This is a genomic window from Microbulbifer mixtoriginis (SeqCode) (assembly GCF_052468275.1).
The window spans coordinates 2,361,453-2,374,501 of sequence record NZ_CP174341.1 but is presented as its reverse complement, the minus strand read 5'-3'; the positions used below and the strand labels follow the sequence as shown (position 1 = coordinate 2,374,501).

Genomic DNA, 13,049 nt, shown 5'->3' with positions numbered 1-13,049 from the left:
TCCTCCTGAGAGGCTGGAGCTTCCTATTTGAGAGCGTCTAAGGCATATTCTGGATACATCACCAAACGGGGACGTGAAAGGCGCCGAGCATCAAAAATAAAAACATAGCGCTCGCCATCATCTTCTGCGGGTATAGTGCGACGGAACTTCCAAGTATTGATTTTGTACGTCTGCCTACCCGCCTCAACTGTTGCCACCAAACGATATTGGTTTTTCCCCAGGAACTCAAAAGGTTGGCGATCCCCACTTGACGGCTTCAGAAGCAAACTGCGGAAAGTCTGTTTGTTTTCCCCATCTTTGTCGGATAGTAATTCACTCAGACGCTTCTGTTCCCGCTCGACATAGGCAAGCAACTCGGGATCAATATCTCTCTTAACAGTCGGAACCGGCTCAGGTTGCACCTGCCGTTTCTGGGGTTTCTCAATTGCCGCTGTCTTCAGCTTAGGAGGCTTTTGCTTTGCTGCTTCAGCTTTAGCACTTCTTGCCAAAGCGGCGCGCCTCTCAGAAGCCTCTGCCTTGGCCAGCATAGAATCCACCACCTGGCTAATCTTATCCTGCTGGGCAGAAACCTTGGCCTTGGTCTCGGCAATGCCTTTTTTCTCTTCGTCGAGCCTAGCCAAAAGCTCTTGGTGGTTCACCTTGATAAACTCTAAGCGTCGGCTGCGGCTATCCACCCCTCGCTCGGCCATTGCAAAGCCGTGCTTGGCTTTGGTCAGGCGACGCTCAGAATCTGAGGTGCCATTGGATTCATGGAGCCTACGCGCCTCCTCGAGCTCGACACGGCTCGCCTCATACTCTTTGCGAAGCTCGTTGAGAGATTCCTGCGCACGCTCGAGCTTATACTCATAAGAAAGCAGTTCATTCTCAATATCTTCCAGCTCAACCTGCCTGTTTTCCAGGGACTGCTCCAGGCGCGCCAGTCGGTTTTTTTCCACAGTGAGGTTTGACTGCGCCTGCGCTGCCATTCCGCTAAAAACTACTAAGCCCGCCAAGAAGAGCGAGCAATACCGCTTTACCGCCATTGTCCAGAACCTGTTTCTCGATTTTTCGACACTCGTAAGATAAAAGCGCAGAGGTTAAATTTTGTTCAAAACTTTATGTACTCTGTCGCAGCACTGTCAATTTTACGCAGGCCTGAGCTCGCGAGCAATGACCTCTCGTCCACCCCTTGCCCCCATTTGATGAATAATCCCCTTAAACCTAAGTGCTAAAGTCGTCTTAATGACGCTTCGCCGAATTTTATGTGACATTTTCAAGCGATAGCGCTTGATTTTTTTTTTAGCGGAAGCATTATGGGTAACAGGGAGACGATCGCTGAACACAGCGGAAACCCGACCCGGACGTAAAACACCCAGAGCTGCTCAGACAGCAATTATTCGTTGCGCTACCGGCGACTCGGCGATTCAACTGCGGACTCGACCCCTCCCATTAGGGCGCCCTACCTTCTTTGAATAGCAAACCGCACAAGCGGCCTGCATGGTTTCCTATAACCGGAGGTATTTATCCATGAAATCAGCGCCTAACGATAACATTGTGTTCCGCGATATCGACAAATCTGCTGCCCTGTCAAATACGGTATCTAAAAAGTTACACAAACTGGAACGTTATTGTGGCGACATCATACATAGTCGTGTAGTTCTGGAAGCTCCCCACCAACACAAAAGCAAAGGCAAGCAATACAAAGCCTCCCTTGAACTTGCCATTAGTGGCAATCCCGTGACCATCAGTAATGAAAATGAGTCTATCCACCGAGCGGTGAATGACACATTTGCCTCCGCAGAACGCTGCCTAAAAGAGCGTAGCGAGCGCAAAAAAGCGCAGCGTCATCAGGCGCTTTATGAAGTCGAAGAAGAATCCTAGAAGAGAGCAAAAACGGCGCACCAGCGCCGTTTTTGCATTAAACCCCGCTTTAAAAGCGGGGGGATTTTAAGATTTTTCTTTAGCAGCCCTCAATTTTAGAGCTAAATACTCAAGAGGCGCCTCGAGGATAGTCACCACAAATTATATCCACTACCAGCCTTACTGTACTGGTGTACGCATAGTGACGAACTCTTCTGCTGCCGTTGGGTGAATTCCGATGGTTTCATCAAAGACTTTCTTGGTCGCCCCCGCTTTCAAAGCAACAGCCAAGCCCTGGATAATCTCACCAGCATCATCACCAACCATATGAACACCAATCACCTTATCAGTATCGGCATCGACCACTAACTTCATTAGGGTGCGCTCGGTATTCCCACTTACTGTATGACGCATTGGTCTGAATTCTGACTTGTAAATGGTAACTCTAACTCCGGAGTCCCTGGCCTCTTCTTCTGACAACCCTACAGTTCCAATATTGGGCTGACAAAATACTGCGGTGGGAATGTTGTTATAATCAATCTCCGCAGTTGTTCCTGTGCGCCAGTGCTTTACTAGAGCCATCGCCTCCGCAAGGGCCACAGGCGTCAACTGTGGCTCACCGGTAACATCCCCAAGGGCATAGATAGAATGGACATTCGTGCGGAAATTGTCATCCACTGAGATTGTGCCATCACGATGCAACACGACCCCTTGCTCCTGCAAACCGAGTCCTTCAGTATTGGCAACTCTGCCTGTTGCATAGAGGACCATATCCACATTTAAACTGGAGCCGTCCTCGACATGTACTAAAAAACTACCATCTTGCAACTTTTCAATGGCACTCACTTGATGGTTAAACTTCAAATCAATATTCTTTTTTACCATCTCATCACGGACAAAATGGCGAATATCGCGATCAAAGCCACGTAGGAATAAATCACGCCGGTAAGAGAGGTGTGTCTCAGCACCTAAACCAGCAAATATCCCAGCAAACTCAACGGCAATATACCCCCCACCAACAACCAGTACTCTATTGGGGAAGGCTTCCATGGAAAACACCTCATTGGAGGTCAGGATGAATTCTTTCCCAGGAATATCTGGGACAAAGGGCCAACCTCCTGTTGCTACCAGAATTCTCTGTGCCGTGTATTCGCGACCATTCACCATCACCTTATTGGCGCCAGTAATTTTGGCACGGCCGTCAATGACCGTCACATCTGAGTTTGCTAATAGGTTTCGATAAATATCGTTGAGGCGGGACACTTCACGTGCATTATTTTCACGCAATGTTGGCCAGTGAAATTCAGCCGGCGAACTGTTCCAACCATAGGCTCTAGCATCGGTGAAGTCCTCATTAAATCCACTGGCATAGACGAATAATTTTTTGGGAACGCACCCGACGTTTACGCAGGTCCCCCCCATGTAGCGATCTTCAGCCACCGCCACCTTCATTCCCTGGGCGGCAGCCATACGCGAAGCTCGTACACCACCAGAGCCCGCCCCAATCACAAATAGATCAAATTCATATTCAGCCAAAGCAAACCTCTGTCTTTAATTTATTACCTAACTTACAACGCAAGGGATACTTCCCCACAACACACCTTTCGCGCCAGAGCTGTCACTCCGCACTTAATAACCGTTGACACCTATTTGTCGCTTCTATATTCATGTGACAACTATCACAAAAAATACTTCGCTAAACAAAGTGTTAGAACAACTGAGCAGGTTTGGCGGATAGAATAACAGCCACTAGAAAGAGTAACCCATGGGCAAGACAATGAACTCTCCTTCTTTAGCCATCCTTCGAACCTTGGGGCTTTTGTCTTTGCTGATTTCAAGCTCCCTTAGCAATGCCAATACCCATCCTAGTTATCTCACAAAAGAATACTGCAGCAGTGTGGTAGAGCAGTTTGTCGGGGCAGGCATGCGCAGCCTAGACAAATATGTAAACGAGCACTTCAACCCAGAATATAAAGGCGGTATCCGCAATACAATTCGATTTCTAGAGCAGCGGCTTGAGTGGCTAAATGAATGTAACGCCTACTTGGTGGATACCAATAACGCTTACGTTTTCCATAGCCAGGACGATACTCAAAATATTTTTTCGGCGATAAACGAGTTAACTCGAGAACTGCAACATGTCCGCTCAGGCGTTGAATATCGGGACGATGCTGGAAATAACAACCCCGCCCCCTTTATCAAACGACGCTTTGCCACCCTGGCAGAATTGGTGGATCGCCACCACACACGCCTGCTGATGAAAAAGCAGTTCCAGTAGGGCCGTCACTACATCCTGAAAACATTCGGCCCGCAGTATCTTGCGGGCCTTGTCGCAGCGACGAAATCAGCTTTTTCTGGTGAACTTCGTCGCGGGCTTAGCGGGGGAGCTGCCAGCCCGACTGCCAAGCCCGACCATAGAAAAAACATCCGGCATCCGCTCTTTCAACCCGATTCCAATGCGTTTAACCAATGCGCCCAGGCGCGGGCGCTGTTTTTCAGTAAAAGGGATGGGTCTGCAGCTCTGCATCGCAGAAAGTCCAATACGCGCCACAAAAAAACTTGCGCCCACACCTTGCCCCAAACGAGTAGAAACTGTACTAACAACACTGTCGCCGACCAAATCTGGCCATATCTCGCTGATCGCATATTCACTGGCACCGCTATAAGCCACCAGCGCAAGTACTTTCTTGAAAAGGCGCCAACGCACTACAAGCGAAGGTTGAATGCCATAAATTTGTGCAACATCATCAATCATTCGTAACGATTGGCGCAGGGCAACAAGGATGTCAATACTGGCAAAAGGACTGAGACCTACCAATGCCCCAGTTGCTGTCGCGTGACGAACTACGCGGCGTTGTGCCTCCTGGTCGAGTGCATCGAGAAAAGTCACTTCCAAGTGCTGCAGTAACTCACTACTGTCATAATAATCCGGCGCCTCATCCAGTACCCGGTTGAGCAGTATACCCTGAGGTTTTCCTGAAAAATGCAGCTGCAACTGTCTACGGAGAGATTCCGCTTCTTCATGGCTGCGGCACTCTCGCATGTCGGCCGCCATTGCCTGTGTTTTTTGCAGCTTGCGCAGTGGCCGACCAGCACGGAAAAATTCCCACAGGGAACTGGCTATTGCCGCTGCAAGGCTCGCTATCACCACTCCTGCGAGAATACCAAGGCTCCAGTGCTTATCTGCCGCCCAGGTATACATCTGGCGTAATTCCCAAGCGAGTACAGCCACTATTAGTGCTACGCTTGAAAGCAGTGCCGGCTTTAACCATTTCAGGCGAAAAACAGGCAGGCGCAACTCAGAAAAGGCAATCCTATCGGGTAGTGATTCTCCCGTGGTAATAGATCTCGGAATGTCCTCCCCTTCCTCTTGCAGGGTTTCTACACGCGTAGTATCCCGGTGAGGGGCTTCACTTTCTGGTTCCTGCAGGGACTCTATCCGCGTTACCCGGCGAGGAGCCTGTTTATTCTCATCACCCATCAAACTTTATCTCCAAGCAACAAATTCAAAAGCGCATCGACGCGGATATGAGGAATGGAACCTGAGTCCATACCTTGCGGGGGGCGCAACTGGGGTGGAGCAGCCCCGGTATAATGACCCCAGCCACTCTCTTCACTGGGCAGGCGCGAGAATATCTCGGCATTCTCAAAACCCAGATAGCGACCATCCAGGTCATATCCAACCAGCATACGCCGCCCATTACGCTGATCCTCGCGGGAACAACGCACAGCAGCAATGGCTTCACTAAAGATCGGCAAGCCACGGTGGCGCGCTCCGGTAAAAGTTTGCTGCAGTTGCTGGCCAAGCAGCTGACGCAAGGCATCGTGATCAGCCGCAAGCACCTGATCAACCTTAGTCGCGGCAAAGAGCAAGCGATTCACCTTAGGACGCCATAACTTACTCAGGACCCCAGACTCTCCATAGCGGAAAGTATCGGCAATATGAGTAAAAGCCAGACGCATATCCTCCAAAGCCTGCTCACCCGCAAACAAGGTGCCGATCATATCCACCAGGACCAGCTGCCGATCGAGGTGTTTAAAATGGCTCTCGAGAAAAGGGGCCACCTTCCCCTCCACATAAGCCTCATAAAGGCGACGCAGAACCTGATAATTACTACCGTCAGGCAACTGTTTCAATTGATCGGCACTAAAGCCTCTGAGATCCAGCAGAGGTAATAGCTGATAATCCTCGTCATCCAACAATGCTCGTCCCGGCTGCAGATAGCTGAGTTTTCGCTTTTCGCGGCAGTCCAATAGAAATTGACGATATTCCCGCCACAATGACTGCAGCTCTGACTCCTTTGCCTCAGCCTCGGGGGAGAGCGCTGCCAAGCGTGTTAGCAGCCCCGGGGCCAACCCAGCGCGCGTATCGCTCGCAATAATATGGGCTTGATGGCGACACCAGTCGCGAAAATCCATTCTCAGCATCGGCAAGTCCATCAACCACTCACCTGGGTAGTCCCGCAGCTCCAGGATCAAGGTTTTATGATCGCCCCGCCCTAAACGACGATGCCGTCGCAAGTGAATGTGCAATTCCATTGCCGATACATCTCGGGTACTTTGTGGCCATCTCGGTGGATGGGACATCAAAGCACTCAAGCAGCCTTCATAGTCAAAGACTGGCAGGCCAGAATCGAGAGCAGGCTTTAACTCTGCCCCCAAAAGGTCTCCATTTAACGCTGGGGCAAAGCCCGGTAGTTGTGCTTTCTGCGGGTGACTCAACTGGTAGATAAGGCTGGTCAGCAGAGTCGATTTACCAGCCCCACTCAAACCTGTCACTCCAACACAGACACGGCGGTCCATAAGGCGCTCTGCCAACCAATGAGATTTTTCCTGCGCACCCCGCCCCCAGTGACGCAACTTTTCCTTGAGACGCTTACTGCGTTTGTCTACTTGATCTGAAGGGTACTCCAGGCTCACTTGCCCGGACCCTGTCGCCTGCGATTCCATGGGGAGTTCACTTCCAAAATAGAAAACTGGGCCGAAGAAGGTTTGGCCCTAATGAGGAGGGCACTGCGCTGTGGCAGTGCCTACTATGCAGATCAATAGAGCAGTTAGTCTACCAGTGCAACATCACCAGACCCCATAACGGAAAAAGAATCACTTTGCGGGCGTTTAAGAACGATATCCCCTGATCCCATGACCGCGCCACTGGCATTATCTGCGCGCAGGCTGCGGCCGACAAAGTCACCAGATCCCATGATACGAATATTGACATCTGCTACACGGCCACCGACTCGCATATCACCGGAGCCCCTGATTTCCGCTGAGAGCTTCTCTCCAGTGATGCCTCCGAGGAAAATATCGCCGGAACCGCTGATAGCAATCTCGCTGTTGACCGATAGTGCCTTATCGAGAATCAGGTCCCCAGAGCCTGTCACGTAAGCACTGAGATTTTCTGCCGCAGCTTTGGCAACACGCACAGTACCAGAACCCGTGACTCCGAGGTCAATGGTTTCACTTTCTAAGGTTTCTGCCACGGCCTGCCCGGAACCAGCTACCTCCAATGCCTCAACCTTTGGCATGGTGACCGTGAAGTGCACCTTCTGGTCCCTATCACGGGTAATGGTAATCACACCGAACCAGTGTTGAGTGTTGTCATCCACATACAGCTCCAGAGTGTTGCCCTTCACCTCCGCTTTGACATGGGGCATAACTTCAGCCGGACCACTGGCATTCACGGCAAAATGATCCCCCTGAATCACTTCAACGTGAGAACTGCCTCGTAGAGAAACCCGGGTAAAGCCATTGACATCGAAACTTTTAGTTTCTTTTTTATCTCCCTCAGCCTGGGCGCTGCTGAGGACAAAAAGGGCCAGCAGAGCAAACAGCGGGGCTAAAAAAGCTTTTTTCATGGTTGCCATTGCAAAATTCTCGTAATTATCACTGTTACGTATTACTTGACTACCCGAGTATACGAATTGGATGCAGTGCCTCCAGAAAATTTATGAAGGCACAAAGTGGGTGACCAAATAGTCTCTAAATTGCGTTCAGAAATTAACCTCTGACACACTCTGCCTCTGAACAGCCCTGCTGAACGAGTGCGCTACGAATTTTCTCAGCCTCAATAGCCAACTGCTCAGATGTTGCACTCTTTTGCAGGGAAAAATCAAAATCTGTCAATTCATCGACAGGAATCAGGTGAATATGGGTGTGCGGTACCTCCAGCCCTGCAATCATCACACCTACACGCTTGGGTGAATACACAGCCTTTAGTCCCTTGGCGACTTTTTGTGCAACCAACATTAAGTGTGCCGCAAGCTCGGCTGGCACATCATCCCAGTGGTTAATTTCTTCAACCGGGATTACCAGGCAATGCCCCGGCTTAATGGGGGAAATGGTCATGATTGCAATCGCTTTTTCATCCCTCCAGATAAAGTGGCCCGGTAAGTCCCCATTCAAAATTTGAGTAAAAATGCTTGCCATAATTTAATCCAATCAGTTGCAAATTTTTTATTTAGTTCAAGCGTGCAGTCTAACATCTACGCTAAAAAACTCAGAATAAAGGGATAAAAAACACTATCTTAAAAGCAATTTTTTATTTGGCGTAGATAAAGGCAAACTGGACTACTACCTGTCGAACAAAATGACAATTTTCTTAAAGCACGTTGGCAGTCCGAGAGAATATGACTTACGCTGCTGAGCAATTAATGTTGTACCGTTAATGAGCCAGTGCATCCTGTGCATTTTTTCTATCACAATATTTTGGGCTCTGCGGAATTTTATATTTCAGTACCAACTGCTCACCGGGGGGAGAGATATGAACAGCCTGTTAGAACAGGTCGGTGGTGCTAAATTTGTCTGTCATACAGTCAATGAATTTTACGAAACCATAGGCCGCCACCTTTCCAGTTACGAAACCTGTGATCATCGCAAACAACAAAGCCGCCAAGCACAATTCCTAAACCACGCCTTTTCTGAACAGCCCGAGCCTGATCGCAGTAGTCGCGCCAGTTTCCTGGCTCGCGGTCTGAATCCAGCTCTGTTTGACGCCCTGCTCGAATATCTGGAAGCGCGCTTGGAAGAGCTGGGGTTTCCATGGCAGCTTAGTACAAGTCTTATACAAACAGCGAGTAGCCTTTACGGTGGCTGCGAGCAAGACCTTTCCATCGCTTGTTAACCCCCACTTGCGCCGCACAAGTTGCGGCGTATGTAACCTCTCAATACAATTGCATCCTCACAGCCTTTACCTCCCGTTTTCCAGCGCAGCGGTAAGCGCTAATTCACTCACTCTTCAATCAGAGACTATCCATGAAGATTGCCAACCACACAGTTGTGGAAATCAACTACACCCTGAAAGATGCTGACGGAACGGTCATCGACTCCTCCGCAAATGGGGAGCCGCTTAAGTACTTACAGGGCGTGGGCAATATTATTCCTGGCCTTGAGCGGGAAATGCTGGAAAAAGCACCAGGAGACAAGTTCACTGCGGTGATCTCTCCTGAGGAAGGTTACGGCGTGCAAAACCCAGAGCTGATCCAAACAATGCCCCGCAGCGCCTTTTCCGGTGTAGAAGAGCTCGAAGTTGGCATGGCTTTCCACGCCCAGAGCACCGATGGCCACCCCATTGAAGTCGAAATTATCGATATTGATGGCGATGAAGTTACTATTAACGGCAACCACCCTCTGGCCGGAGTGGAGCTGCACTTTGAGATCGAAGTTATCTCAGTGCGCGACGCAACCGCGGAAGAAATCGATCACGGTCACGTTCACTAAAGATATTGGCGGCCTCCGGGCCGCTATTTTCCCCCATGCCCCCCTCTCCTCCTGAAAAAATCGTCCTCTTCGACAGCCAGTGTAACCTTTGTAACGGCTGGAGCCATCTGCTCATAAAGTACGACCCTCATTGTCGCTTCACGCTCTGCAGAGTACAGTCCCAGGCTGGCCAGCACTACTTGAGGAAGCTTGGGCTACCCCTGAAAACCTATGAGAGCGTGATTCTATTAGAGCGACAGGGAGATTGCTTCCAGCAATACCATAAGAGTGAGGCGGCCCTTCGTATCTCAGCCAACCTTGATGGCTACTGGCGTTATCTTGTGGTTTTGCGCTACATTCCGCGCTCAGTGCGGGATTGGCTCTACGATTTGGTAGCGCGCAATCGCTACCGCTGGTTTGGCCGGCGCAGTAGTTGTTTACTGCCCTCTGCAGTAGACAAGCACCGCTTTCTGGAAGAAGTATCGGAAAAGAGCCCCAATGAGTCTGTCTGAACAATACCTACAACGCTTTGGCGGTATCGGCCGCCTGTATGGTAACCATGCCCTGGAGATATTGAATCGGGCCCATATATTAGTTATCGGCATCGGCGGTGTGGGTACCTGGATCGCTGAGGCACTTGCCCGAAGTGGTGTAGGCGCCCTGACACTAATTGATCTCGACGATATATGTATCACCAACACTAATCGCCAGTGCCATGCCCTCTCCTCAACGGTTGGACACATGAAGATCGAGGTCATGGCCGACCGACTCAGGCAGATCAACCCGGAGATTCAGGTCACCGCTATCGATGACTTTATCGCCACAGACAATCTGGCCGAGCTGATCGACCCCGATAGAGATTCTCTGGATATTGTTATTGACGCCATCGATAATGCGCGAGTTAAAGCTTCGCTGGTTGCCTACTGCAAAGCGCGAAAATTGCGTCTGATCACCGTTGGCTCCGCCGGTGGTAAGCGCTCCCCACAGGCCATTGAGTGTGCGGATCTCGGTCGCACCATCAACGACCCCATGCTGGCCAAGGTGCGTCAGCATCTCTATCGTTTTCACAATTTCCAAAAGAGCAGCAAACGGCAGTTCGGTGTGGACGCCATTTTCTCCCGCGAGTCGATGGTTTACCCGAAACCCGATGGTGACGTTTGCCAGCAGAAAAGCGCCATGCAGAATGGGGTTAAATTAGATTGCAGTGGTGGCTTTGGTGCAGCCACCATGGTTACCGGCACTTTTGGCTTTGTGGCAGCTTCCCGAGCTATAGAAAGGCTTCTTCAGGCAAAAAGCACAAGCTAAGCCGACCTCAACTGAGTCCTGAGCAGATCCCTGTAGCGACGACTTACAGGGATTTGTTGGCCACCTTTTAAGCAAATACGCGCATCCCCACTTTCAAGGGGAACTATCTCGGCAATGGAATCCAAACGCACAATATAAGAGCGGTGCACCCGCACAAAGTCATCTGGGTCTAAACGTTCCAGTAACTTTGCCATGGTATCGCGAAGGGGATAAATTCTTTCTCCCAAATGCAAATTTACATAATTCCCAGCGGCTTCCACCCACTCGATATCTTTTACATTCACCAGAAATTCTTTACCCAGCTTCTTTATTAAAAGGCGCTCCGGGCGCTCAATAGAGTCTTTAGGTCGCCCTTCATCCGGGGGTTCTAGTGACTCACCTTGTATGCAGCGTAGGAGAAAACGATATAAATAAACAGCCCCCAGTAGAAAGCCATAAGTACGAAAATCTTTCAGGTACTCATAGAAAAATTCAATTCCCCAGTGTCCAAAATTGTAGGAGCCACCTTCGAGGTAGTAGATCGCCGTACGCAGTGCCACCATAGCAACAACATGTAAAAGCGACCAAGGCAGGGTCAGCAGTAGATGTATAAATAAATGTCGAGCAAGTGTTTCCTTACTTAGGGGAAAGCGACGATCCCAGATCAGAATCAATGGGAACAACAGCCCCACAACCAGAATACTGGTGCCCTCCCAAACCAAAAACTCCCAAGGCTTGAATCTGGAATCCGCTCCGAGATGCTCCAGGTACACTACTGTAAATTGCACCAGCCATAGTACGAATAAGAACAGAATGCAGAGCCCTATTTCAAATTGCCGCCTGCGCGCCAGGTACATTTGTACCGTCATTTATTCCAATCCCCATGCATTTTTGCCGGTAGCATAGCTTCAACTCATCCCTGAAAACCACCATTCACACCTTTAGCAATGCATCTCACGTCCTTTGCATAGCAGACAGGGTATTTTCCCAAGGAACATAGCGAAACTTGTTTCAAATCCAAATGAAGGACGCCATGCAAAAAAACATTCATCGCCGCCATGACATTGATGCCCTGCGCGTGCTCGCTTTTGCCCTACTCATTTTGTATCACCTGGGGATGGCCTATGTGGCTGAATGGGGCTGGCATGTAAAGAGCACTTACCAGAGTGAACCTTTGCAGATCCTGATGCTGGCAGTTAACCAGTGGCGAATGCCATTGCTGTTCCTGATCTCTGGGGCCGCAACATACTTTCTGCTGGCTAAGCTTGGGAGCGCTCGGTTTCTGCTGAGGCGATTGCGACAGCTACTTATCCCACTTCTCTTCGGCATACTGGTTATAGTGCCACCACAAGCTTACTATGAGGCGCTCTCCAACGGCGTCATAGAGCCAGGTTACCTAAGTTTCCTCTGGCAATACTGTACGTTTCAACCCTGGCCGGCCGAGAGCTTTGCAGGTAGCCATGTTGGCTTCACCTGGAATCACCTCTGGTATTTACCCTACCTGCTCTGCTACACGCTAGCCATTATTCCAGTATCTTATTTTCTGCAAACCTACGGGCCAGGACTAGGAAACTGGCTATCTCGCTTTAGAGCCTGGCAGCTTCTATTCATGCCGCTGCTACCCCTCACTTTATACGGCCTCTATCTCTTCCCGCTTTTTGGTGGAATTAACTACGCCGTTGTTGGTGATTGGTATACCCATGCACAATTTTTCACTTTCTTTCTATTCGGCTACCTGCTTGTCAGCAATGAGGCTCCATGGAAACTGCTAGTGCGCCTGCGCTTCTTCCTGCTGATTGCAGCTCCGCTTTGTTTTTGCCTATTCCTGCTGTTCGATCGGGTATTGGAAGAGGATATAATTCCTGGGCAGTCTTTAATTCAACTGATAGTGATTTATGCCAATCGTTGGTTCTGGCTACTTACAGTATTAGCTTGGGGACACTACTGCCTCAACCGCCCGTTTACATGGCTGCCCTATGCCACAGAGGCAGTTTACCCCTGGTACATCCTGCACCAGACAATTACCGTTGCGGCGCTCTTTAAGTTGAAAGCGTTTTCCTTGGGGCCGGTTATCGAGCCCCTACTGGTCTTTTTAATAACGGTGATAGGGTGCCTCGCTATTCATGAATTTATCATTCGGCGGGTGCCATTGCTGCGATTACTGTTCGGCCTGAAAGCTAAAACGCCCGGTAGAGTCCCAAGCCTCAGCCCTGCCAACCAAGGTGTATAAC

Annotated in this window: 14 protein-coding genes; 7 read left to right on the top strand and 7 right to left on the bottom strand. The window is 50.0% G+C overall.

Annotation, left to right across the window (positions count from 1 at the left end; genetic code table 11):
- Positions 1–23: 23 nt before the first annotated feature.
- Positions 24–965 (bottom strand): hypothetical protein, encoded by a 942-nt coding sequence (locus ACJJIC_RS10525; RefSeq protein WP_445356869.1) that lies wholly within the window; start codon positions 963–965, stop codon positions 24–26.
- A 541-nt stretch (positions 966–1,506) separates the two neighbouring features.
- On the opposite strand from ACJJIC_RS10525, the gene ACJJIC_RS10520 reads away from it, so the two are divergent.
- Positions 1,507–1,860, top strand: coding sequence for an HPF/RaiA family ribosome-associated protein (locus tag ACJJIC_RS10520; protein WP_252085368.1), 354 nt, complete (start codon positions 1,507–1,509; stop codon positions 1,858–1,860).
- 159 nt (positions 1,861–2,019) lie between these two features.
- On the opposite strand, the gene gorA is transcribed toward ACJJIC_RS10520, so the two are convergent.
- On the bottom strand, positions 2,020–3,375 hold the full coding sequence (gene gorA, locus ACJJIC_RS10515) for a glutathione-disulfide reductase (RefSeq protein ID WP_444910012.1): 1,356 nt from the start codon (positions 3,373–3,375) through the stop codon (positions 2,020–2,022).
- 229 nt (positions 3,376–3,604) lie between these two features.
- Here gorA and ACJJIC_RS10510 point away from each other — a divergent pair, with 229 nt between their 5' ends.
- Positions 3,605–4,117 carry a hypothetical protein gene (locus tag ACJJIC_RS10510; RefSeq protein ID WP_252085366.1) on the top strand — a complete coding sequence of 171 codons (513 nt, stop codon included), beginning with the start codon at positions 3,605–3,607 and terminating at the stop codon, positions 4,115–4,117.
- Between the two features lie 66 nt (positions 4,118–4,183).
- Here ACJJIC_RS10510 and ACJJIC_RS10505 read toward each other — a convergent pair whose 3' ends face one another.
- The 4 genes from ACJJIC_RS10505 to ACJJIC_RS10490 form a co-directional block, all read right to left on the bottom strand.
- Positions 4,184–5,320, bottom strand: a complete 1,137-nt coding sequence (locus ACJJIC_RS10505) for a TIGR01620 family protein (protein ID WP_444910013.1) — start codon at positions 5,318–5,320, stop codon at positions 4,184–4,186.
- Entirely contained in the window at positions 5,320–6,789 is a 1,470-nt protein-coding gene (locus tag ACJJIC_RS10500; RefSeq protein WP_444910014.1) for a YcjX family protein, read from the bottom strand. Before ACJJIC_RS10500 ends, ACJJIC_RS10505 begins: the two co-directional genes overlap by 1 nt.
- Positions 6,790–6,893: 104 nt before the next feature.
- The gene (locus tag ACJJIC_RS10495; protein ID WP_444910015.1) at positions 6,894–7,703 is read right to left on the bottom strand and encodes a GIN domain-containing protein; all 810 of its coding nucleotides are present in this window, start codon (positions 7,701–7,703) and stop codon (positions 6,894–6,896) included.
- Between the two features lie 133 nt (positions 7,704–7,836).
- A complete protein-coding gene (locus tag ACJJIC_RS10490) occupies positions 7,837–8,265 on the bottom strand; it encodes an HIT family protein (RefSeq protein WP_252085362.1) in 429 nt (142 codons plus the stop codon).
- A 334-nt stretch (positions 8,266–8,599) separates the two neighbouring features.
- Between ACJJIC_RS10490 and ACJJIC_RS10485 the strand changes: the two genes are divergently transcribed.
- From ACJJIC_RS10485 to tcdA, 4 genes are all read left to right on the top strand, one after another.
- Positions 8,600–8,959: a globin family protein gene (locus ACJJIC_RS10485; protein ID WP_252085361.1), complete on the top strand. Its 360-nt coding sequence runs from the start codon at positions 8,600–8,602 to the stop codon at positions 8,957–8,959.
- Positions 8,960–9,090: 131 nt separating this feature from the next.
- Positions 9,091–9,555 carry an FKBP-type peptidyl-prolyl cis-trans isomerase gene (locus tag ACJJIC_RS10480; protein ID WP_252085360.1) on the top strand — a complete coding sequence of 155 codons (465 nt, stop codon included), beginning with the start codon at positions 9,091–9,093 and terminating at the stop codon, positions 9,553–9,555.
- Between the two features lie 35 nt (positions 9,556–9,590).
- Positions 9,591–10,046: a thiol-disulfide oxidoreductase DCC family protein gene (locus ACJJIC_RS10475; protein ID WP_444885431.1), complete on the top strand. Its 456-nt coding sequence runs from the start codon at positions 9,591–9,593 to the stop codon at positions 10,044–10,046.
- The gene (tcdA, locus tag ACJJIC_RS10470) at positions 10,033–10,839 is read left to right on the top strand and encodes a tRNA cyclic N6-threonylcarbamoyladenosine(37) synthase TcdA (RefSeq protein WP_444910017.1); all 807 of its coding nucleotides are present in this window, start codon (positions 10,033–10,035) and stop codon (positions 10,837–10,839) included. Before ACJJIC_RS10475 ends, tcdA begins: the two co-directional genes overlap by 14 nt.
- Here tcdA and ACJJIC_RS10465 read toward each other — a convergent pair.
- Positions 10,836–11,687, bottom strand: a complete 852-nt coding sequence (locus ACJJIC_RS10465; RefSeq protein ID WP_444910018.1) for a LytR/AlgR family response regulator transcription factor — start codon at positions 11,685–11,687, stop codon at positions 10,836–10,838. The genes tcdA and ACJJIC_RS10465 overlap by 4 nt on opposite strands.
- Positions 11,688–11,851: 164 nt before the next feature.
- On the opposite strand from ACJJIC_RS10465, the gene ACJJIC_RS10460 reads away from it, so the two are divergent.
- Entirely contained in the window at positions 11,852–13,048 is a 1,197-nt protein-coding gene (locus ACJJIC_RS10460; RefSeq protein ID WP_445356868.1) for an acyltransferase family protein, read from the top strand.
- Position 13,049 lies beyond the last annotated feature (1 nt).

Excerpts from the sequence above, each read along its gene's own strand:
- ACJJIC_RS10525 (WP_445356869.1), bottom strand. The coding sequence starts at position 965 with ATGGCAGCGCAGGCGCAGTCAAACCTCACTGTGGAAAAAAACCGACTG.
- ACJJIC_RS10520 (WP_252085368.1), top strand. The coding sequence starts at position 1,507 with ATGAAATCAGCGCCTAACGATAACATTGTGTTCCGCGATATCGACAAA.
- ACJJIC_RS10510 (WP_252085366.1), top strand. The coding sequence starts at position 3,605 with ATGGGCAAGACAATGAACTCTCCTTCTTTAGCCATCCTTCGAACCTTG.
- ACJJIC_RS10505 (WP_444910013.1), bottom strand. The coding sequence starts at position 5,320 with ATGGGTGATGAGAATAAACAGGCTCCTCGCCGGGTAACGCGGATAGAG.
- ACJJIC_RS10500 (WP_444910014.1), bottom strand. The coding sequence starts at position 6,789 with ATGGAATCGCAGGCGACAGGGTCCGGGCAAGTGAGCCTGGAGTACCCT.
- ACJJIC_RS10495 (WP_444910015.1), bottom strand. The coding sequence starts at position 7,703 with ATGGCAACCATGAAAAAAGCTTTTTTAGCCCCGCTGTTTGCTCTGCTG.
- ACJJIC_RS10490 (WP_252085362.1), bottom strand. The coding sequence starts at position 8,265 with ATGGCAAGCATTTTTACTCAAATTTTGAATGGGGACTTACCGGGCCAC.
- ACJJIC_RS10485 (WP_252085361.1), top strand. The coding sequence starts at position 8,600 with ATGAACAGCCTGTTAGAACAGGTCGGTGGTGCTAAATTTGTCTGTCAT.
- ACJJIC_RS10480 (WP_252085360.1), top strand. The coding sequence starts at position 9,091 with ATGAAGATTGCCAACCACACAGTTGTGGAAATCAACTACACCCTGAAA.
- ACJJIC_RS10475 (WP_444885431.1), top strand. The coding sequence starts at position 9,591 with ATGCCCCCCTCTCCTCCTGAAAAAATCGTCCTCTTCGACAGCCAGTGT.
- tcdA (WP_444910017.1), top strand. The coding sequence starts at position 10,033 with ATGAGTCTGTCTGAACAATACCTACAACGCTTTGGCGGTATCGGCCGC.
- ACJJIC_RS10465 (WP_444910018.1), bottom strand. The coding sequence starts at position 11,687 with ATGACGGTACAAATGTACCTGGCGCGCAGGCGGCAATTTGAAATAGGG.
- ACJJIC_RS10460 (WP_445356868.1), top strand. The coding sequence starts at position 11,852 with ATGCAAAAAAACATTCATCGCCGCCATGACATTGATGCCCTGCGCGTG.